This is a genomic window from Paraburkholderia phytofirmans OLGA172, assembly GCF_001634365.1.
Classification (GTDB): Bacteria; Pseudomonadota; Gammaproteobacteria; order Burkholderiales; family Burkholderiaceae; genus Paraburkholderia.
Map to the genome: position 1 here is coordinate 1973870 of NZ_CP014579.1, position 22042 is coordinate 1995911.

The following is a 22042-nucleotide window of genomic DNA, read 5'->3' on the forward strand; positions in this document are numbered from 1 at the left end:
GCTGGGGAAAACCCTGAAAGGATTCCGAAATATGACGTGCGCAATGAATGTTCCCACAGGCTGAGATTCTGACGACACCCCCGGGAAAGCCCTGATAAATCTTTTATAAAAATGATTTGACGGCATTATTGGCTCGTATACGATGGTTCTCAGGCGATCGTCATGCCGACGTCACGAAGCACGAAAGGGTGTTTTTTGATGCAGCGAACCCGGTTCGCATAGGTCAAAGGCGATCATCCCAGCGTGATGTTTCTTTAAACGCCCCGTGCGTTTTTCGAGCAAGCGTTCAATACTTTCAACGTCGCTAGTCGAGTGTAATCGTGAGAGTCCGAGGCCCTTTGGTGAGATGGAATCGTAGTCAGGCGAGTTGTCCTCGCGCTGACGGCGCCATCGCCGACGGCAGCAACGGCAGCCTTGCGTTCCGCCGCTTCCTGTCCGTCTTCACGATCCTGTCCCGCCGTTCAGTTCGACGTCACAACTCCATCTCCGCGCGCGCCTTCATTGCCGTACGCACGGACGAAGTCGCCTCGCTGCTGCCGTAGCGCCTCCCCCCTTTTCTTTGCCGTTCGATTTGTCCGGTTGCGTGAGCGCGCTCTCTTGAGTCAGGCGTTCGTGCATGTGCGGCGCCGTCTGCCGCCTATGCGCCTCATAGGGATTCCTATGCGCCTCATACGGATCAGATCAGTTGCGCGTCGCAGCGGATCGAATCGAACGGCCACCCCCGACTACCACGCGCGGCGCGTTCTGTTGACGACGGACGCCTGCACTACGCCGGTGGCCTGACGCCTTACGTCCGGTTGCGGAATCGTGTCGCGCTGTGTTTAACGTTGTTCATGCCGCGTCCCGCGGGGAACATACACGTCTATCCGATATGCGAAACAAACCTCTCGTCGGCATCAGCGCCGACAGAACGATGATGGGAGTCCACCCGTCGCACGTCACCGGCGAGAAGTACATCGCCGCGATCGTGGACGGCTCCCAGGCGCTGGCCATGTTGTTGCCGGCGCTCGGCGAGCGTCAGTCCACCGAGGACGTGCTGGACGCCGTCGACGGCTTGCTGTTTACCGGCAGCTATTCGAATGTCGAGCCGCATCGCTACGGTGGTCATCCCAGCGCGCCGGGCACGCTGCACGACGCCGCACGCGATGCGACGACGCTGCCGCTTCTGCGCGCGGCGATCGCCGCAGGCGTGCCGGTGCTGGCGGTATGCCGGGGCTTTCAGGAAATGAACGTGGTGTTCGGCGGGACGTTGCATCAAAGCGTTCACGCGGTGGCCGGCTTGAACGACCATCGCGAGAACAAGGAAGACGACCTCGACGTGCAATACGCACCGTCGCATTCGATCGCGCTGACGCAGGGCGGCTTGTTGCAGCGCCTCGCGGGCGGCACGAATGAAGCGCGTGTGAATTCATTGCACGGTCAGGGCGTCGAGCGGTTGGGCGTGGGACTGGTGGCTGAAGCCACCGCGCCGGACGGATTGATCGAAGCGGTGAGTGTGAAAGATGCGCGTGCCTTCGCGCTGGGTGTGCAGTGGCACCCGGAATGGAAGCATGCCAACGACGCGCTTTCCACCGCGATCTTTCGCGCCTTCGGCGATGCCTGCCGCGATCGAATGCGCACCAAGGCCGGCTATGGCGCGGCATCCGCCGCTGCCACGCATGCCTGAGCCGGTCGCGCACCAAAACTGAGAGAATAACCATGCATGAAATCGACGAATTCCTGAAGAAGAACCGCGTCACCGAAATCGAAGCGATCATTCCGGATATGGCCGGGATCGCACGCGGCAAGATCATTCCGCGCAGCAAGTTCGAATCGGGCGAGTCCATGCGCTTGCCGCAGGCGGTGATGATCCAGACCGTCACAGGGGACTATCCGGAAGACGGCACGCTCACCGGCGTCACCGATCCGGACATGGTGTGCGTGCCCGACGCCAGCACCATCCGCATGATTCCGTGGGCCGTCGATCCGACCGCCCAGGTGATTCACGATTGCGTTCACTTCGACGGCACGCCCGTTGCCATCTCGCCGCGCCGTGTGCTGCGCCGCGTGCTCGAACTCTATAAGGCCAAAGGCTGGAAGCCGGTTATCGCGCCCGAACTGGAGTTCTACCTGGTCGACATGAACAAGGATCCGGATCTGCCGCTGCAACCGCCGATCGGCCGGACGGGCCGTCCGGAGACCGGCCGCCAGGCGTATTCGATCGAAGCGGTCAACGAATTCGATCCGCTGTTCGAAGACATCTATGAATACTGCGAAGTGCAGGAACTGGAAGTCGACACGTTGATTCACGAAGTCGGCGCCGCGCAGATGGAAATCAACTTCATGCACGGCGATCCGCTGAAACTCGCCGACAGCGTGTTCCTGTTCAAGCGCACGGTGCGTGAAGCCGCGCTGCGTCACAAGATGTACGCGACCTTCATGGCCAAGCCGATGGAAGGCGAACCGGGCTCGGCGATGCACATGCACCAGAGCCTCGTGGACGAAGAAACCGGCCAGAACCTGTTCACCGGTCCGGACGGCAAGCCCACGTCGATGTTCACCGGCTATATCGCCGGCCTGCAGAAATACACACCGGCGCTGATGCCGATCTTCGCGCCGTACATCAACTCGTATCGCCGCCTGTCGCGCTTCATGGCCGCGCCGATCAACGTGGCATGGGGTTACGACAACCGCACGGTGGGCTTCCGGATTCCGCATTCGGGCCCGGCCGCGCGCCGCATCGAAAACCGCATTCCGGGTGTGGACTGCAATCCGTATCTGGCGATCGCAGCGACGCTGGCTGCCGGGTATCTTGGCATGACGCAAAAGCTCGAACCGACCGAGCCGCTGCTCAGCGACGGTTACGAACTGCCCTACCAGTTGCCGCGCAATCTGGAAGAGGGGCTGACGCTGATGGGCGCGTGCGAACCGATGGCCGAGATTCTCGGCGAAAAATTCGTCAAGGCTTACCTCGCACTGAAAGAAACCGAATACGAAGCGTTTTTCCGCGTGATCAGCTCGTGGGAACGCCGGCATTTGCTGCTGCACGTTTAAGACCGGATCCAGGGTCTCTATTCACGACGTCGCCCGCAAACGCGAAAAAATTGGAGGCAGTATGAGCTACAGAACAGAAGAAGTCGCTTACGTGCAACCGGCGCAACCCAGCGCCGCCGCAAGCGCACAAGCCACGCAACAACGCAGCACCGCCGAATACCGCGCACTTGACGCCGCACACCACATCCATCCTTTTTCGGATATGGGTTCGCTCAATCGCGCCGGCAGCCGCGTGATCGTCAAGGCGCAAGGCGTGTACCTGTGGGATTCGGAAGACAACAAGATCATCGACGGCATGGCCGGCTTGTGGTGCGTGAACGTCGGTTATGGCCGCAAGGAACTGGCCGACGCCGCGTACCGGCAAATGCAGGAACTGCCCTTCTACAACACCTTCTTCAAGACGACGCATCCGCCGGTGATCGAACTGTCGGCCTTGCTCGCGGAACTGGCACCGGAACCGTTCAACCACTTCTTCTATTGCAACAGCGGTTCGGAAGGCAACGACACCGTGCTGCGCATCGTCCATCAATACTGGGCGACGCAAGGCAAGCATTCGAAGAAGTTTGTCATCTCGCGCAAGAACGGCTATCACGGTTCGACGATCGCCGGCGGCACGCTGGGCGGCATGGGCTACATGCACGAACAGATGCCCTCGAAGGTCGAGAACATCGTGCATATCGACCAGCCGTATTTCTTCGGCGAAGCAGAAGGCAATCTGACGCCGGAAGAATTCGCGCTGGCCCGTGCGCAGCAACTCGAAGCGAAGATCCTCGAAATCGGCGCGGACAATGTCGCCGCGTTTATTGGTGAGCCCTTCCAGGGCGCGGGCGGCGTGATCTTCCCGGCTTCAACTTATTGGCCGGAAATCCAGCGCATCTGCCGCAAGTACGACATCCTGCTGGTCGCCGACGAAGTAATCGGCGGCTTCGGCCGGACCGGCGAATGGTTCGCGCATCAGCACTTCGGTTTCGAGCCGGATCTGATCACACTGGCCAAGGGCCTGACGAGCGGCTATGTGCCGATGGGCGCAGTCGGTCTGCATGATCGCGTGGCCAAAGCGATCATCGAGCACGGCGACTTCAATCACGGCCTCACCTACTCCGGTCACCCGGTGGCGGCAGCCGTGGCGGTGGCCAATCTGAAACTGCTGCGCGACGAGAAGATCATCGAGCGCGTCAAAACCGACACGGGTCCGTACTTCCAGAAGAAGCTGCGCGACACCTTCGCCAATCACCCGATCGTCGGCGAAATCTCCGGCGCGGGTCTGGTGGCCGGTCTGCAACTCGCAGAAGACCCGAAAGCGCGCAAGCGTTTCGCCAATGGCGGTGACGTCGGTACGATCTGCCGCGACTTCTGCTTTAATGGCAACCTGATCATGCGCGCCACCGGCGACCGGATGCTGCTCTCACCGCCGCTCGTGATCAATAAGCTGGAAATCGACGAGATCGTTTCGAAGGCCAAAAAAGCCGTCGATGCGACCGCACAACAACTCGGAATTTCGTAACGGCAGTTTGTTCCGGCATGGGCACACCCACAAATCACGCTCATGCCGGTTCTTCATATCAAGGGAAAAAACCATGAGCGTTTGTCATCTTCGTCATGCGGTCGCGGGGGCCGCGCTTCTCGCCTTCACGGGTTTTGCGGCGTTGTCGGTTACGCCGGCCCTTGCGGCCGACACGGAACTGAATGTCTACAACTGGTCGGACTACATCGCCAAGGACACGATTCCGAACTTCGAGAAGCAGGACGGCATTCACGTCAAATACGACAACTACGATAGTGACGATACGTTGCAGGCCAAACTGCTCGCGGGCAGCTCCGGTTACGATATCGTGGTCCCGACGTCGAACTACATGGCCAAGCAGATTCAGGCCGGCGTGTATCAGAAGCTCGACAAGTCGAAGCTGCCGAACCTCGCGAACCTCGACCCCGTGTTGATGAAGATGATTACCGATGCCGATCCGGGCAACCAGTACGGTGTGCCCTGGGCTTACGGCACTGACGGTGTCGGCTACAACGTGCAAGCCGTGCAGAAGGCGCTCGGCGCCAATGCCCCGGTGGATAGCTGGGCACTGGTGTTCGACCCGGCCAATCTGTCGAAGTTGAAGGGCTGCGGCGTGTCGTTCCTCGATCAGCCCGTCGACGTCTTCGCTGCCGCGCTGCAATACATGCATAAGGACCCGAACAGCACAAACCCCGCTGACTATCAGGCAGCGTTCGAACTGCTGAAGAAAGTCCGCCCGTATATCACCCAGTTCAACTCGTCGGGCTACATCAACGACCTCGCCAACAACGACGTCTGCGTCGCGGTGGCATGGTCGGGCGACGTCGGCATCGCCAGCCGCCGCGCTGCAGAAGCCAAGCGTTCATACGAAGTGAAATTCTCGAACGTCAAGGAAGGCGGCCTGCTGTGGTTCGACGTGATGGTGATCCCGAAAGACGCCCCGCATCCTGAAGCCGCACTGAAGTGGATCAACTACATCGAAGATCCGAAGGTCAACGCTGCCATCACCAACGAAGTGTTCTACCCGACCGCGAACAAGGCCGCGCGCCAGTTCGTCACACCGGCGGTCGGTCAGGACAAGACCGTTTATCCGGGCGACGAAGTGTTGAGCAAGATGACACTGATGAAGCCGATGCCGACCGATGTTCTGCGCCTTGAAAATCGTCTTTGGGCGCAGCTTAAAACCGGCCATTGATTAAGCCAAATTAAAAAGAATCGATCCCGCGCTCAGGGATCGCTCGAACCCTGAGCGCATGAATGGCAGTAACGGTAGTCAGCCTGCGCGCTTCCAGCGTCCCACCTGCGCGCAGTCCCATGTTTTCCGATCGCAGCGCATTTGTGAGCCGCTTTCCGCGCCTCGTATGGAGACACTTGCGCCCGTGATCCGCAAGGAATGGTTACATCATGAACTCGACGACACAAAAAAGCGCAGCCGGCGCCACCCAGATGGCCCGCCCCGCATCGACGACAAAATCGAAACCAGACGAATTCGTTCGCATCGAAAACGTCGTGAAAAAATTCGGCGACAGCACCGCTGTCGACAACGTCAACCTGAGCATTGCGAAGAATGAGCTGTTCGCGCTGCTCGGCAGCTCCGGCTGCGGCAAGTCCACGCTTCTGCGCATGCTCGCAGGGCTCGAGACGGTGACGTCCGGGCGCATTTTTGTCGACGGCGAAGATCTCGCCGCGATGCCGCCGTACAAGCGGCCGGTCAACATGATGTTCCAGTCGTACGCGCTGTTCCCGCACATGAGCGTCGAAGCGAATATCGCGTTCGGCCTCAAGCAGGAAGGCGTGCCGAAGAACGAGATCAAGGAACGCGTCGGCGACGCGCTCAATCTCGTGCAGATGAGCAAATACGCGCAGCGCAAGCCGCATCAGTTGTCCGGTGGACAGCAGCAGCGTGTGGCGCTGGCCCGCTCGCTCGTCAAGCGCCCCAAGCTGCTGCTGCTCGACGAACCGATGTCGGCGCTCGATAAAAAGATCCGCCAGAAAACCCAGCTCGAACTGGTCAACATCATCGAGAAGGTCGACGTGACCTGCGTGATGGTCACGCACGATCAGGAAGAAGCCATGACGATGGCCGGGCGCCTCGCGGTGATGAGCGAAGGCCGCATCGTGCAGATCGGCTCGCCCAGCCAGGTCTACGAGTTTCCGAATAGCCGCTTCTCGGCGGAGTTCATCGGCTCGACCAACCTGTTCGAAGGCACGGTGGTCGCGGATGAACCGGATCACATCTTTGTCGAAAGCGAAGACCTCGAATCGCGCATCTATGTGAGCCATGGCATTACCGGCCCGCTCGGCATGCCGGTAGGCATCTCGGTGCGTCCGGAACGCGTGAAGGTCTCGCTCGACAAGCCTTCTACGCCGCACAACTGGGCGCGCGGCGTGGTCTCGGACGTCGCGTACATGGGCAGCTATTCGCTGTATCACGTGCGCCTGCCGAGCGGCAAGACGATCGTGTCGAATCTCTCCAGCTCGCACCTGATGAGCGAAGGTGCCCCTTCCTATAACGACGACGTGTTCGTCTACTGGTCGCCGGCTAGCGGCGTGGTGCTGACGCAATGAGCAATCCCACTACCTCCTCCCCCGCGGCGCTCGGCGCGCCGTCCGGCAGCCGTCTGCTCGGCTCGCTGAAACAACGCCTTTCCATGCTGCTGCCGTCGGGCCGCACGACCGTGATCGGCGTGCCGTTCCTGTGGCTCTTCGTGTTCTTCGCGTTGCCGTTCGTGCTGGTGCTGAAGATCAGCTTCGCCGATCTGCGCCTGGGCATTCCGCCGTACACGGATCTCGTGACGGTCAAGGACGGCATGGTGCATTTGGCGATGCAGCTCGGCCACTACGCGTTCCTTCTTCAGGACGATCTGTACGTCGCGACGTATATCAGCTCGTTGAAGATGGCCGGGATCTCGACCTTCTTCTGCCTGCTGATCGGCTATCCGATTGCGTACTACATCGCCCGCTCGGAACCCACCCGGCGCAACCTGCTGATGATGGGCGTGATGCTGCCGTTCTGGACGTCGTTCCTGATCCGCGTTTATGCATGGATCGGCATCCTGAAGGACGACGGCCTGCTCAATCACACGCTGATGGCCATCGGCATGATTCATTCGCCGTTGCGCCTCTACCACACGGATATTGGCGTCTATATCGGCATGGTCTATTCGTACCTGCCGTTCATGGTGATGCCGCTGTATGCGCACCTGGTGAAGATGGATCTGACGCTGCTCGAAGCGGCCTACGACCTCGGCTGCAAACCGTGGACCGCCTTCACGCGCATCACCTTGCCGCTGTCGAAGAACGGCATCATCGCCGGCAGTCTGCTGGTGTTCATTCCGGCGGTCGGCGAGTACGTGATTCCTGAACTGCTGGGCGGCGCCGACACGCTGATGATCGGCCGTGTGATGTGGGATGAATTCTTCAACGATATGGACTGGCCGATGGCATCCGCCGTCACCGTCGCCATGGTTCTACTGCTGCTCGTGCCGATGGCCGTGTTCCAGTACTACCAGGTCAAGGAACTGGAGGGCGCGAAATGATCAAGCCTAATAAAACGCTGTCCACGACTGTACTCACCATCGGGTTTCTGTTTCTGTATATCCCGATCATCAGCCTGGTGGTGTATTCGTTCAACGAATCGAAGCTCGTCACGGTCTGGTCCGGCTTCTCGCTGAAATGGTATGGCGCGCTGCTGCAGGATGACGAACTGCTCAATGCCGCGTGGCTGTCGCTGAAGATCGGCCTGCTGACCGCGTTCGCCTCTGTCGTGATCGGTACGTGGGCAGGCTTCGTGCTGGCCCGCTTCGGACGCTTTCGAGGCTTTACGCTGTTCGCCGGCATGATCAACGCGCCGCTCGTGATTCCCGAAGTGATTCAGGGCATCTCGCTGCTGCTGCTGTTCGTCGCGCTCGAACAGATGCTCGGCTGGCCGAAGGGCCGCGGTCTTTTCACGATCTGGATCGGCCACGTGATGCTGTGCGTGTCCTACGTGGCGATCATCGTGCAATCGCGGGTGAAGGAGCTCAACAAGTCGCTCGAAGAAGCCGCGCTCGATCTCGGCGCCACGCCCCTCAAGGTGTTCTTCCTGATCACGCTGCCGCTGATCTCGCAGGCGCTGATGTCCGGCTGGCTGCTGTCGTTCACGCTGTCTTTCGACGACCTCGTGCTGTCCGCGTTCCTGTCGGGTCCCGGCTCGACCACGCTGCCGCTCGTCGTATTCTCGCGCGTGCGCCTCGGTTTGAATCCGGAAATGAATGCGCTGGCAACTATCTTCATCACCACGGTGACGATCGGCGTAATCGCCGTCAACCGCTGGATGCAGCTGCGTGAACGCAAGCGCAACCGCGACATGCAGATGGCTTTCGCACTCGCCGAAGCCGCCGACCCCTTGCCGTCAGCACCACAACAAGCCGCCGTACGGAAGTCGCTCGATACGGCCAGCGCATAAGAAGTCTTTTTGCAATACGACCAATAAGGAGAATTTTGCATGAGAAAGAAGCTTATCTGTCTGTTGGTGGCGGGGAGTCTGCCTGGCTTTGCCATGGCAGACGCCACCAGCGACCAGATCAAGGCGCTCCAGGCCCAGCTCAACGCACTGCAGAAGGAGGTGAAGCAGCTGCGCTCGGAGGTAGCATCCAAGCCTAAAGCGGCTACCGCTACGGCTACGGCTGCGGCCACACCGGCCCCGGCGCCGGCCGTCGCGGAAGCGCCGGTGGACATCTCTTCGCCGGACTACGGCAAGGCACGCGCGACGCTGACCAACGACCAGGTCGATTCGATGAAGCAGCAGCTCGCCAACCAGCAGCTGAAGGTCGATTCGCTGGTGGACGCGCAGAATACCGGCCCTCTCGCGGGTCTGTCGGTGACGGGCTATATCGATCCGACCTATATCTACAACCGCGCGGCTAGCAGCTCGTCGTTCCTGTTCGCGAACCACGAAAGCAGCTACAACTACTTCAACAGTACGTTCGGCGATCTGTACCTCGACATCAAGAAGACCTTCGGTGTCGGCCCGATGGCGCCTTCCGCCGAGGTCACGTTGATGCCGAACCGCGGCAACGGCATCACGTTGCTGGCCAACGAGCACGGCAATATCGGCAACAACATTCTGAATACGGCTGTCGTGACCGTCCCGGTGACGGCAACGACGACCTTCGTGGCCGGTTTGATGCCGAGCTTCGGCGGCTATGAAGTGCAGCAGTCAAACCAGATGCTGACGCTCACGCACAACCTGCTGTATGACTTCTCCGATCCGGGCAGCTATGTCGGCGTCGGCGTGAACTACACGGGCGACGGCAGCAACTGGGCATGGAAGTTCATGCTGGGCAACGAACAGTACCGCACGTATGGCTCGGTGGTGCAGACGGGCACCAATGCGCTGGGCGACCCGATCAGCAGCAGCAACAAGATCCCGACCTTCACGGCTCGCGTCGACTACACGTGGTCGAGCGCGCTGGATATTGGCGGCTCGTTCAATATCGGCCGTCAGACTTTGGCTAGCGCACAGGCAACCGACGCCAACGGCAACCCGATTCCGGGCTCGTTCGTCTACGGCGTGGGCGGTCAGGCATCCAACGCCTTCGGCACGTTCTTCTTCGGTGAAGCGGATCTGGCCTACACGCAGGCCGACGTCCAGTACAACGCCGAAGTCGACTACGGCCAGCAGCAGAACGCCGCATTCAACGGCGGCCAGGCACAATGGTACGGCCTGTCGCTGCTCGCGCACCGCAAGTTCAGCATGCCGGTGGTGGGCCGCATGGGCGTGACCGCTCGCTATGACCTGCTGGTCGACAGCAAGAACGGCGGCGGAGGCGGCGGCGTTGCGCTGAATGCGAACGGCATGGACACGGCTGACGGCTTCGGCATCGGCGCAGACTGCCTCGCCAATTCGAAGACGAACGGCGGCCTCGGCTTCGAGTGCAGGGGCGCAATCCATCAGGACGCCGCGCTCGATCTGTTGTTCTACCCGACCCAGCAGATCACGGTCAAGGTGGAATACCGTCACGACTGGGCGAACAAACAGGTGTTCCTGAAGAACGACGGTTCGTACGGCAAGTCCAACGACCTGCTCGCGACGCAGTTCATCTACTCGTTCTAAAACGACCCGCCTCATCGCGTGGCCCGGCTTGACCGCGGGCCACGCGCCAAGGTCTCTTCCGCATGCTCTGCCTATGCTCCGATTCTCAAACCAGCCTCACGTCACCTCGTATTACGCAGCAACCGCTAACGACACCACCCGCCATCCCCCGCTCGAAGAAACGCTCAACGTCGACGTTTGCGTGATCGGCGCGGGCCTCACCGGCATCTCGACCGCGTTGAATCTCGCCGAACGCGGTCATTCGGTCGCGGTGCTCGAAGCATCGAAAGTCGGCTGGGCCGCGAGCGGCCGCAACGGTGGCCAGTTGATCGGCGGCTTTGCCTGCGATATCGACACATTCGCGAAGTTCATGCCCGCGGATGACGTGAAGCGAGTTTGGAACATGGGGCTTGAAACCCTGGATATCGTCAAGGAGCGCGTCGCGAAGCATCAGATCGACTGCGACCTGACCATCGGCTATCTAACCGCGGCGAACAAGCCGCGCGATACGGATGCGCTGCAAAAATGGCGCGACGAAGCGCAACGGCGCTTCGGCTATGACCGCTTCAGTTATGTCGACGCCGATGGCGTCTGCGACTATGTTCAATCGCAACGCTACCTCGGCGGCCTGTTCGATGCGGACAGCGGCCATCTGCATCCGCTGAACTACACGCTCGGCCTGGCGCGCGCGGCACGCGCCGCCGGCGTACAGATTTTCGAAGACAGCTGCGTCACCGCGTTGCGCCAGGAAAACGGCCGGCATGTGGCCGAAACCGCGCGCGGCAAGGTGAACGCGCAATTCGTCGTGCTCGCCTGCAATACCTATCTCGGCGAACTCGCACCGGATCTCGCCAGCAAGATCATGCCGGTCGGCACCTACGTGATCGCCACCGAACCGCTCGACCCCGATCGCGCCGAAGCGCTGATGCCGGCAAAAGCGGCCGTGTGCGACAGCCGCTTCGTGCTGGACTATTTCCGGCCAGCCCCGGACAACCGCCTGCTGTGGGGCGGCAAAGTCAGCTATTCGACCTTCGAGCCGCGCAACCTCGCCGAGGCGATGCGCCGCGATATGCTGAAGACCTTCCCGCAACTCGACGATGTCAAAATCGACTATGCGTGGGGCGGTTTCGTCGACATTACAATGAATCGCGCGCCGCATTTCGGCCGGCTGTCGCCCACTATGTATTTCGCGCAGGGCTTCTCCGGCCACGGCGTGAACACCACCGGCCTCGCGGGCAAGCTGATCGCCGAGGCGATCGACGGCCAGGCGTCGCGCTTCGATCTGTTCGGCAAGATTCGTCACCGCGACTTCCCCGGCGGCGCTACACTGCGCACCCCTGCCCTCGTGCTTGCGATGGCCTGGTACCGAATGAAGGACCTGCTTTGATGAATGCTCCGACGCCTGGCTTTAACACCCTCGACCGCCGCGCCGATGCGCTGATCGCCAACTCCTACTACGAAGCGAGCGCCACGCGTCTGTTTGCCGACGATCCGACGCTCGACGGCGCCCTGGAGGCCGACGTCTGTGTGATCGGCGCGGGCTTCTCCGGTTTGTCGGTGGCCTTGGAATGCCGGGCGCGCGGGTTATCGGTGGTCGTACTCGACGCGCACCGTCCGGGTTGGGGCGCATCGGGCCGCAACGGCGGCCAGACCCTGGTCGGCTTCGCGAAAGACGAGATCATCGAACGTCAGCTCGGTCTCGACGGCGCGCGTGCTGCGTGGGCGATGTCGGTGGAGGGTGTCGCTTTGGTGCGCGAGCGCATCGAGCGTTACGGCATCGATTGCGATTTCACCGCCGGCTATCTGACGGTGGCGACCAAACCGAAGCGCGTACCGGATTTGCGTTCGTGGATGGAGTCGGCCTCGCAACGCTGGGGCTATACGAAACTCTCGTGGCTCGATACCGATGAAGTGCGTTCACGCGTCGCTTCGCAACGCTATCTGGCCGGCGTCTACGATCCGTTTTCCGGCCATCTGCATCCGCTCAAATACTGCCTCGGCCTCGCCGATGCGGCACGCCGTGAAGGCGCCCAACTGTTCGCGCATTCGCCGGTAATCGAAGTCGTGCGCGGTGCGCGGCCTGTAGTGCGTACCGCTAGCGGCGAGGTGCGCTGCCGCTTCGTCGCGGCGTGCGGCAATGCGACGATCGGCGATGTATTGCCCGCGCCGGTGGCCGCGCGCATCGCGCCGATTGCGTCGTATATCGTCGCCACGGAGCCGCTAGGCAAAGCGCGTGCGGACGCCCTGATCAAAGGGCGCGAGGCGATTTGCGACAACAACTTCTTTCTCGATTACTTCCGTCTGTCGGCTGATCATCGCGTGCTGTTCGGCGGGCGCGCGAGTTCGACCGGCGCGTCGCCCGTGCAACTCGGCGAAGAGATTCGCAAGCGCATGATCGGCGTGTTCCCGCAACTCGGCGATGTGCGAATCGACTATGCGTGGGGCGGTTTTGTCGACGTGACGCGCAATCGCGCACCCGATTTCGGCTCGATCGATCCGAACTATTTCTACGTGCAAGGCTTTTCCGGGCACGGCGTCGCGTTGACCGGCATCGCCGGACGCGTGATTGCGAAAGCCATGGCCGGCGAGACGGCGGCCTTCGATCTGTTCGCACAGTTGCGGCATGCGCGCTTTCCGGGCGGTCCGGCACTGCGTGGGCCGGCGCTAGAACTCGGGATGATGTATCACCGGATTCTCGAGTTGTTCTAGGCGGCTCTTCCGGCAACGAGTTGAGTGCCTTTATTAGCGCCCGCCCATTGTGCATGTGCATCCCCCGCACATGCTGCACACCCAGAACCACGACTACGACTACGACTACGACCACGACCACGGCCGCCAATGTTCGCGTGCCTCATCGGCGCTGCGGCCCGAACATACGCGCCAACGCACGCGCGAGTTCCTTGACGGCGGCATCGGCTGTCGGGCGGTGAAGCAGCGCGATATCCATGGTTTCGATTGCAGGCAGCCCGCTTTTCGGTGTCAGCACGACGTGGTCCGCCGTCACCGCGCGCGCGGGCAGGAGACTGATGCCGAGACCATCGGCAACGGCCGCCTGGATTCCGCTCAAACTCGAACTGATGAAGCTCATCCGCCAGCGGCGTCCGAGCCCTTCGATCGCATTGGTCATGTCGTCACGGTACAGCCCGCGCGGCGGAAACGCGACGATGGGAATCGGATCAAGCTGGATCGAAGGGCTCTTCGCACTGTCGATCCACCTCAATTGCTCCGGCCAGCACGCGACCGCCTCGCGGCTGTTGCGCCGCTGCTTCACGAGGATCAGATCGAGGTCGCCGCGATCGTAGCTGTTGCTCAGGTCGCGGCTCAATCCGCTGGTCACTTCCAGCTTGACCTGCGGATGCTTGCGGTTGAACGCGGCGAGCATATGGGTTGTCGGGCCGCCGACGAAATCTTCCGGCACGCCCAGCCGGACAGTTAGCCCCACCGTCGCGCCCGACAGCGCCTCGATCATTTCATCGTTGAGGGCCAGCATCCGGCGTGCATAGGCGAGCAAGGTTTCGCCGGCATCGGTCGGCGTTACGTCGCGACTGCCTCGCTCGAGAAGCTTGTGTCCTGCCATGTCCTCCAGGCGCCGCACTTTCTGGCTCACGGTGGACTGGGTGGAATGAAGCCGTGCGGAAGCCGCAGTAAACGTGCCGCAATCGGCCACCATGACAATGGCCTTCAGCAGATCCAGATCGAACAACGGTGTACGTGCTTTGGCGTTGTGTTTCATCGAACCATTTGATCCTTGAATGCGGACGCCGATTTCTATCACGCATCAGGCAGGCCGGCAATCGCGCGCGGGCCTCATGAACGGCACATCGCTGCTCCGCTGCAGTCAGGCAACGCTGCGCCTGACAACGGCATACATCTGACCAATAGTATTCGGTTTCTAACTGACTGGCAGTTGAACATTTAATTTTCGAATGCCGGGCGAGATGGATAACATCAAGCATTGTCGTCAGCGCCGCGCTGCGCGCGCTGCGGGCCCGTATTGCCACTTCCGTCGAATCGGCATGACCAACATGACTCGCTCTCTTCTGCTCTCCAATGTCCGGCTGGCTGACGGCCAGACGGTTTCCGTATCCATCGCCGACGGTCGCATCGCGGCGCTCGGGCCGCAGGTCGACGCGCAACCCGGCGCGCTGGCCGAGGACGGCGGCGGCGCGTTGCTGCTGCCGGGTTTCGTCGAAGGGCACACGCACCTCGACAAAAGCCACTGGGGCCGGTCGTGGTATCGCAACGAGGTCGGACCCGCACTGATCGACCGGATCAATAACGAGCGCGAATGGCGCAAGACGTCGGGACACGATGCGGCCGTCCACTCGCTCGCGCTAGCGCGGGCATTCGTGCAGGCAGGCACGACGCGCCTGCGCACCCATGTCGACGTCGATACCGACGCGCGGCTGCGCTACATCGAAGGTGTGCTCAACACGCGCCAATCGATGCGCGATGTGCTGGACATGCAGATCGTCGCGTTTCCCCAATCGGGGATGTTGATCCGTCCCGGCACGGTCGAACTGCTCGGCAGCGCGCTCGCCGCAGGCGCCGACGTACTCGGCGCGCTCGATCCTGCCTTGATCGACGGCGACCCCGTCGCGTCGCTGAACGCGACCTTTGGACTCGCGGAACGCTACCGCAAGCCGATCGATATTCATCTGCACGAACCCGGCGAAGTTGGCGCATTCACGCTGAAACTGCTGCTCGATCGCGTCGAGGCGATGGGCATGCAGGGTCAGGTCGTCGTTAGCCACGCATTTTGCCTCGGCGCATTACCAGAACGTGAGCGCGACGCGCTGCTCGAGCGGATCGCACATCTGCGCGTGGCGCTGCTGACCAGCGCGCCGCCGTCTTGCCCTGTTCCGCCGCTTAAGCTTTGCAGGGACAAAGGCATCACGATCTTCGGCGGCAACGACGGCATTCGCGACACCTGGTCGCCGTATGGCGTCCCGGACATGCTCGAGCGCGCGATGCTGATCGGCATGCGCTACGACTTGCGGCGCGACGACGACCTCGCGATTGCATTCGACTGTGTGAGCGACGCTGCCGCTCGATGTTGCGGTTTCGCCGACTATGGCCTGCGGGTCGGCGCACGCGCGGACCTCGTGCTAGTGGATGCGGAATGCGTCGCGCATGCCGTGGCTGCCCGGCCGAAGCGCAAGCTGGTCATGGCGAACGGACGCATCGTCGCGCGCGACGGCGAGCTGGTCGACGCTGTATAACCGTGCGCGAGCACCTCATTAGAAAAATCCGCATATGAACGATAGGCAACCGGTCGACGTGCTGATCGAGCACGGCTAACGGCCGCGCTGCTGGAACGGAACGACCAGAACGGCGCGCTCAAGGCACAGTGGCCGACCACTTTACTATTGCCGATCGTCGATACCATACTGTCGTACCTGTTCGTATGCCGCTTTTGAGGAGGCGCCGATGACCCTTCAACTCACGCCCGAATTCGCGTCCAGATTCGCCAATCTCGCACTCGCTCACCTCACGCGCGAGTATCCAAACAAGCTGACCCATTCGCTTGCCGGCCCGCAAGACGTGCAAGGCCCGCGCGCATTGCATCCGATTTTTTACGGCAGCTACGACTGGCATTCGTGCGTGCATGGCTACTGGCTGATCCTGCATCTGCTCGACCGCTTTCCCGATCTGCCTGAAGCGGCGCGCATCGTCGCGGTGGTCGACGCGCATTTCACCGAAGCGAATGTGGCCGGCGAACTGGCGTATCTCGATCTGCCGCATAACCGCGGCTTCGAGCGCCCGTATGGGTGGGCGTGGCTGCTCGCGCTGAGCGCGCAACTCCATTCGCTGAAGCTATCGGAAGCCGCGCGCTGGTCCAGGACTTTTGCGCCGCTTACCGAGGCCTTTGTCGGGCGCTTCGAGGAATTTCTGCCGAAAGCGACCTACCCGTTGCGCGTCGGGACGCACTTCAACATGGCATTCGCGCTGGCGCTCACGCTCGATTTCGCGCGGCAAACGTCGCGTGAATCGCTTGAGGCGCTGCTGGTGAATACGGCGGAGCGCTGGTTTCTGAACGATGTCGCCTGTCAGGCATGGGAGCCCGCCGGCGACGAGTTCCTGTCGCCTTCGCTAATGGAGGCGGAGTTGATGCGGCGCGTGTTGCCGCCCGCACAGTTCGTCGAATGGTTCAGGCGTTTTCTGCCGGATCTCGGCGCGAAGAAGCCCGCCACGCTGTTCGAACCCGTCACCGTGACCGACCGCACCGACGGCAAGATTGCCCACCTGGATGGCCTGAATCTGAGCCGCGCATGGTGCCAGCGGTCGCTGGCGCGCGCGCTGCCCGCGGGCGACGTGCGCCGGACCGTATTGTTCGATTCGGCCGAGCGTCATCTGCAAAGCGCCCTGCCGCACGTGGCCGGCGACTATATGGGCGAACACTGGCTGGGCACGTTCGCCACGCTCGCTTTGGAAGCGTGAACGGTGGCCGGACAGGGCCCTCATTGAAGGCAAAATACGAATGCAAAAACGGCGCCGCAAGCGTGAAACGGTTTTAGCAATCTACCGATTCGCGCCGCGAGCGCCGTTTTCTGCCGTTTTGTTTTACCGCGCGAGTCGGGAACCGCCTGTTGCGACTGGGCCCGCGAATCCGCCGGCTCCGTGCCTTACTCGCCGGTCAGCTTTTTAGGCTTCGGCGGCGTCTGAACCTTGTTGTACTGAAACTCGGGGGTCGCCCTCAAGGCATCCTTGGTCGCGCCAGCCAGATAGAAATTCCCAGAACGAATATCCAGCGCAGCGACAGGTACCGCTACGTCATGCGACGCCACGCCCAGAAATCCGCCGGCGGCGACGATTGCGGCGGACAGCGAGCCATCGGGAGCCACCACCAGATCGCGGATCGAACCGATCTTTTCGTTCTGGTCGTTGTACACAGCCTTGCCGAGAATGCTCTTCTTCACGCTCCAGCCGCTCAGCAGCGCATTCGACTGCTCGACCGTGACGCTCAAGGGTTGCGTACCGGCAACTTGCGCCTGCGCACCAAAGCTGGCTGCAGCTACGGCGACCACAACAACAAGTTTGCTCAACGTCATATCGTTCACTCCGTTCTTGGTGGACTTGACCGGCGCAAGGCCCGCGCCGCAGGAAGCGCTGCAAAACGATCATACAGACTGCGCGGCGCGTCTGCATCCAGACAGGCAACGGCCACAACCGCATACCGGTAAAATCGAGCCAGGCGCTGACGCCCGTTTAGAGGTGCAAGTTTGACTGAGCTTGAACAGGGTTTCATTCTGACCCGACATTGGCGGGATACACCCGCCGGCACGGAAGTGGAGTTCTGGCTGGCAACCGACGGCGGGCCCCGTCACATCCGCCTGCGCCCTCAGCCTTCGGTGGCCTTCATTCCGGCCGAGCACCGGGAGCGCGCGGCAACGATCCTGCGCCGTGAGGCGCCGCTCGATCTGCGCCCGCTCGAACTCCGCGATTTCCAGCATCGGCCGGTGATGGGGCTTTACTGTCTGCAGTACCGGCAATTGACGGGCTTCGAGAAACGCCTGAAACAAGGCGGTGTCGATGTCTACGAGGCCGACATTTTCCCGCCCGAGCGCTACATGATGGAACGCTTCATCACGGCGCCGGTGTGGTTCGGTGGCGACACACAGCATGCCGGCCCGCTGCTGAACAGCGAATTGAAGCCGGCTACGAACTACCGGCCGCCCTTGAAGCTGGTGTCGCTCGATATCGAAACCAGCGCGCACGCCGAGCTCTATTCCATCGCGCTCGAAGGGTGCGGACAGCGTCAGGTCTATATGCTGGGACCGCCGAACGGCGACGCCAGCGGTGTCGACTTCGACCTCGAATACTGCGAAACCCGCGCCCAGTTGCTCGAAAAATTGAACACATGGCTGGAACGGCACGACCCCGACGCGATCATCGGCTGGAACCTGGTGCAGTTCGATTTGCGTGTGCTGCAGCAGCACGCCGAACAATATCGCGTGCCGCTGCGGCTCGGCCGCGGCGGCGCAGTGATGGAATGGCGCGAGCACGGCCATAAACAGAACCATTTCTTCGCGGGTGCGGCAGGAAGATTGATCATCGACGGTATCGAAGCGTTGCGCTCCGCAACGTGGAGTTTCCCTTCGTTCAGCCTCGAATATGTAGCGCGTTCCGTGCTGGGCGAAGGCAAGGCGATCGACAATCCCTATCAGCGCATGGATGAAATCCAGCGCCGCTTCGACGAAGACAAGCCCGCCCTTGCGCAGTACAACCTGAAAGACTGCGAGCTGGTCACGCGTATCTTTGCGAAGACCGAGTTGCTGCCGTTTCTGTTGGAGCGCGCGACGGTCACCGGCCTGCCCGCGGACCGCAGCGGCGGATCGGTCGCCGCGTTCACGCATCTGTACATGCCGCGGATGCATCGGCAAGGCTACGTCGCGCCGAATCTCGGCGACGTCGCCGGTGCCGCGAGCCCCGGTGGTTTCGTGATGGATTCACGGCCCGGCCTTTACGATTCCGTGCTGGTGCTCGACTACAAGAGCCTGTACCCGTCGATCATCCGTACATTTCTGATCGACCCGGTGGGGCTCGTGGAAGGCATGCTGAATCCCGGCGACGATCGATCGGTGCCGGGCTTTCTCGGCGCACGCTTCTCGCGCACCCGCCATTGTTTGCCGTCGATCGTCGGCCAGGTATGGCAAGGGCGCGAAGCCGCCAAACGTGAGCACAACAAACCGCTTTCGCAAGCGTTGAAGATCATCATGAACGCCTTTTACGGCGTGCTCGGATCCACCGGCTGCCGGTTCTTCGACCCGCGTCTCGCGTCGTCGATCACCATGCGTGGTCATGAAATCATGCATACCACGCGTGAGCTGATCGAGGCGCAAGGCTACGAGGTCATATACGGCGACACGGATTCGACTTTCGTGTGGCTGAAGCACGCCCATAGCGAAGAAGAAGCGAGCCGTATCGGCCGCGCGCTCGTCGAGCATATCAATGCGTGGTGGCGGCAAAATCTGCAAGCGCGTTTCGGCCTCGAGAGCGCGCTCGAGTTGCAATTCGAGCGGCACTACAAGCGCTTCTTCATGCCGACGATTCGCGGCGCCGAGGAAGGCAGCAAGAAACGCTATGCCGGGCTGACTGTTTTGCAGGACGGCAGCGAGGAGATCGTCTACAAAGGGCTCGAAACGGTGCGGACCGATTGGACGCCGCTCGCCCAGCAGTTCCAGCAGGAACTCTATGGGCGAATCTTCAGGCAACAGCCGTATCAGGACTATGTGCGCGACTATGTGCGCGATACCCTGGAAGGAAAACTGGACGATCAGCTCGTGTACCGCAAGCGGCTGCGCCGCTCGCTCGGCGACTACGAGCGCAACGTGCCGCCGCACGTGCGCGCGGCACGTGTGGCCGACGAGTTCAACCGGCAACAGGGGCGTCCGCTGCAATACCAGAACGGCGGCTGGATCAGCTATGTGATGACGACCGCCGGCCCCGAACCGCTCGAAACCTTGCGCTCGGCGATCGACTACGAACACTATCTGACACGGCAGTTGCAACCGGTCGCCGACGCGATCCTGCCGCTCTTGCGCGACGACTTTACGACCTTGATGTCCGGGCAGAAACAGTTGTTCTGACGGGGGCGCCGCGCTGTCGAAACATCGGCGGCAGCAACGCCGCACCGGCACCGTTGGACGTTTTTATTCTCCCTTCAGGACTTTTAAGGTCGTCTTGCGCCACCATCCACATACTCATGCGCGTCATTTGCGGTACCGGCAGCGCCCATTCACCCAGGAGTCTCCCATGCCGCACGGCTCGTTTTCGCCCATCGCCAGCGTGGTCGCGGGATCGCGCCTCAATGAGTGACACGGCCCTGCCCACCTCGGTGCCGCCTTCGCCTCCGCCCATGGCGGCGCTCACCATGCCGCCGGCGCATACGCGCCTTCTGCTCATGGGCCTGGGTCTCGCGACCGGGATGGAGTTCTACACATTCGACAGCATGAACCTGGTGCTGGCCGATCTGACCGGCACGCTGGGCGTATCGGCGGACGAAGCGAGCTGGCTGCTGACCGTCTATAGCTGCGCGCTGTTTCTCGGCGTGCCGGTTTCGGTCTGGATGGCCGGGCACTATGGCTACAAGCGCTTCCTGATCTCGACCATTGTCGCGTTCGCGATCGCCTCCATAGGCTGTGCGATATCCCCCGATCTGAATTCGATGCTGATCTGGCGCGCCATCCAGGGGCTGGCCGGGGCCGGCCTGGTTGTATGGTGGCGCGCGAGCATCTACGTGCTGATGCCCAAACCGCAGCGCAGCCCTTCGTTGATGAAGGCTTCCACGCTGCTCTATCTGTCAAGCGCCGCGGGCCTCCTGGTCAGCGGCTATATCACGGACCATTTCAACTGGCGGCTGATCTTTCTGCCGAACCTGTTGTACGCGGCCGCCGCGATATGGCTGCTGGCCCGCTACTTTCCGACCCTTCCGCCCCCCGCCTCCGACCGCGTGATCCGGACCGACTGGCTCGGCATTGTCCTCCTCGCCACGGCGCTGATTTCGCTGCAGATCATCCTCAATCGCGGTGAAATCGACGACTGGTTCGGGTCCTTTCACATTCGCCTGCTGGCCTGGACGAGCGGCGCGGCCCTGCTGCTCTTCGTGGTCTGGCAGGCGAGTCCCGCGAATCGAACGCCGCTCCTCTGGCTCGGCCTGCTGCGCGACCGCTACGTGCTATCGTCAGCGCTGATCGGTGTCTTCACCGGCATGATCCTGTCAGGCAGCCTGTTCGTTCTGCCCGAGTTTCTGCGCAATCTTTCAACCCATACCCATAGCGCGACTCAGACCGGACAGATCCTATGCGTCTATGCGTTGACCGCGGCGGCCATCCGGCCGCTCATGGTCGGTCTTATCGCGCGACTCGGCCAACGCAAAACGATCGTGATCGCGCTCGTCATGCTGATTGCGTCGATGGTCCTGTTCAATCGCCTGCTGACGACGGACACCCCCGGCTACTACTACGTCATTCCGCTGATTCTTTACGCCTGCTGCCTGTCGCCCTTGCTGCCCGCCGTGGGCAGCGGCACGGTGGCGAGGATCGAGCAGAACAAGCTGCTCGACGGCGTCTCCCTTTACATGACTTTCAGGCAGTTCGGCGCGTCGCTCGGAGTCGCGCTGCTGACCATTCTCATCGGGCATCGCGAGACACTTCATTCATCGCGCCTGTTCGAACACCTGCGCCACGACAATCCGGTCACGCAAGACTGGCTCGCGTCGGTGAGCACGACGCTGGTCGCGCGCGGCGGTTATTCTCCAATCGAGAGCCAGCGCGCAGCAGTCAGGATGCTCGCCGAAGCAGGCGCGCACCAGGCCGCCACGCTCGCCTACGCGGACGCTTTCGCCTTCATGGCGGCGGTCGGCGTAATCGCACTGTGCCTCGTCCCCATCATTCCGCCGACCCCGGTAGCCAAAAAATAAGGAGCGC

Annotated in this window: 17 protein-coding genes; 15 read left to right on the forward strand and 2 right to left on the reverse strand. The window is 61.7% G+C overall.

Translation table 11 applies throughout. The features are described from left to right. The first annotated feature begins 338 nt into the window (after nt 1–338). The 11 genes from AYM40_RS28860 to AYM40_RS28910 all read left to right on the forward strand — a co-directional run bounded on the left by AYM40_RS28860 (nt 339) and on the right by AYM40_RS28910 (nt 13322). On the forward strand, nt 339–542 hold the full coding sequence (locus AYM40_RS28860) for a hypothetical protein (RefSeq protein WP_035516723.1): 204 nt from the start codon (nt 339–341) through the stop codon (nt 540–542). 329 nt (nt 543–871) lie between these two features. Next, nucleotides 872–1666, forward strand: a complete 795-nt coding sequence (locus AYM40_RS28865; protein ID WP_063499506.1) for a gamma-glutamyl-gamma-aminobutyrate hydrolase family protein — start codon at nt 872–874, stop codon at nt 1664–1666. A 32-nt stretch (nt 1667–1698) separates the two neighbouring features. After that, nucleotides 1699–3033 (forward strand): glutamine synthetase family protein, encoded by a 1335-nt coding sequence (locus AYM40_RS28870; RefSeq protein ID WP_063499507.1) that lies wholly within the window; start codon nt 1699–1701, stop codon nt 3031–3033. 61 nt (nt 3034–3094) lie between these two features. Then, a complete protein-coding gene (locus tag AYM40_RS28875; RefSeq protein WP_063499508.1) occupies nt 3095–4537 on the forward strand; it encodes an aspartate aminotransferase family protein in 1443 nt (480 codons plus the stop codon). 73 nt (nt 4538–4610) lie between these two features. Then, complete coding sequence (locus AYM40_RS28880) at nt 4611–5732, forward strand: polyamine ABC transporter substrate-binding protein (RefSeq protein ID WP_063499509.1); 1122 nt, start codon at nt 4611–4613, stop codon at nt 5730–5732. Between the two features lie 209 nt (nt 5733–5941). Next, complete coding sequence (locus tag AYM40_RS28885) at nt 5942–7105, forward strand: ABC transporter ATP-binding protein (protein ID WP_063499510.1); 1164 nt, start codon at nt 5942–5944, stop codon at nt 7103–7105. Continuing rightward, nucleotides 7102–8076, forward strand: coding sequence for an ABC transporter permease subunit (locus AYM40_RS28890; protein ID WP_063499511.1), 975 nt, complete (start codon nt 7102–7104; stop codon nt 8074–8076). The genes AYM40_RS28885 and AYM40_RS28890 overlap by 4 nt, the downstream gene beginning before the upstream one ends. Beyond that, on the forward strand, nt 8073–8984 hold the full coding sequence (locus tag AYM40_RS28895) for an ABC transporter permease subunit (protein ID WP_063499512.1): 912 nt from the start codon (nt 8073–8075) through the stop codon (nt 8982–8984). Before AYM40_RS28890 ends, AYM40_RS28895 begins: the two co-directional genes overlap by 4 nt. A 39-nt stretch (nt 8985–9023) precedes the next feature. Continuing rightward, nucleotides 9024–10634, forward strand: coding sequence for a DUF3138 family protein (locus AYM40_RS28900; protein WP_063499513.1), 1611 nt, complete (start codon nt 9024–9026; stop codon nt 10632–10634). A gap of 73 nt (nt 10635–10707) precedes the next feature. Then, on the forward strand, nt 10708–12000 hold the full coding sequence (locus AYM40_RS28905) for an NAD(P)/FAD-dependent oxidoreductase (protein ID WP_063499514.1): 1293 nt from the start codon (nt 10708–10710) through the stop codon (nt 11998–12000). Continuing rightward, on the forward strand, nt 12000–13322 hold the full coding sequence (locus tag AYM40_RS28910) for an NAD(P)/FAD-dependent oxidoreductase (protein ID WP_063499515.1): 1323 nt from the start codon (nt 12000–12002) through the stop codon (nt 13320–13322). Before AYM40_RS28905 ends, AYM40_RS28910 begins: the two co-directional genes overlap by 1 nt. A gap of 142 nt (nt 13323–13464) precedes the next feature. Here AYM40_RS28910 and AYM40_RS28915 read toward each other — a convergent pair whose 3' ends face one another. Then, nucleotides 13465–14346 carry a LysR family transcriptional regulator gene (locus tag AYM40_RS28915; protein ID WP_063499516.1) on the reverse strand — a complete coding sequence of 294 codons (882 nt, stop codon included), beginning with the start codon at nt 14344–14346 and terminating at the stop codon, nt 13465–13467. A 292-nt stretch (nt 14347–14638) separates the two neighbouring features. On the opposite strand from AYM40_RS28915, the gene AYM40_RS28920 reads away from it, so the two are divergent. Together AYM40_RS28920 and AYM40_RS28925 are read left to right on the forward strand one after the other, a co-directional pair. Further along, nucleotides 14639–15835, forward strand: coding sequence for an amidohydrolase family protein (locus tag AYM40_RS28920; protein ID WP_063500778.1), 1197 nt, complete (start codon nt 14639–14641; stop codon nt 15833–15835). A gap of 208 nt (nt 15836–16043) precedes the next feature. After that, nucleotides 16044–17054, forward strand: a complete 1011-nt coding sequence (locus AYM40_RS28925; protein WP_063499517.1) for a DUF2891 domain-containing protein — start codon at nt 16044–16046, stop codon at nt 17052–17054. A 185-nt stretch (nt 17055–17239) separates the two neighbouring features. On the opposite strand, the gene AYM40_RS28930 is transcribed toward AYM40_RS28925, so the two are convergent. Beyond that, nucleotides 17240–17665, reverse strand: coding sequence for a PRC-barrel domain-containing protein (locus AYM40_RS28930; RefSeq protein WP_063499518.1), 426 nt, complete (start codon nt 17663–17665; stop codon nt 17240–17242). Between the two features lie 171 nt (nt 17666–17836). On the opposite strand from AYM40_RS28930, the gene AYM40_RS28935 reads away from it, so the two are divergent. Beyond that, complete coding sequence (locus AYM40_RS28935) at nt 17837–20203, forward strand: DNA polymerase II (protein WP_063499519.1); 2367 nt, start codon at nt 17837–17839, stop codon at nt 20201–20203. 221 nt (nt 20204–20424) lie between these two features. Continuing rightward, nucleotides 20425–22035 (forward strand): MFS transporter, encoded by a 1611-nt coding sequence (locus AYM40_RS28940; RefSeq protein ID WP_236720977.1) that lies wholly within the window; start codon nt 20425–20427, stop codon nt 22033–22035. The last annotated feature ends 7 nt before the right edge of the window (nt 22036–22042 follow it).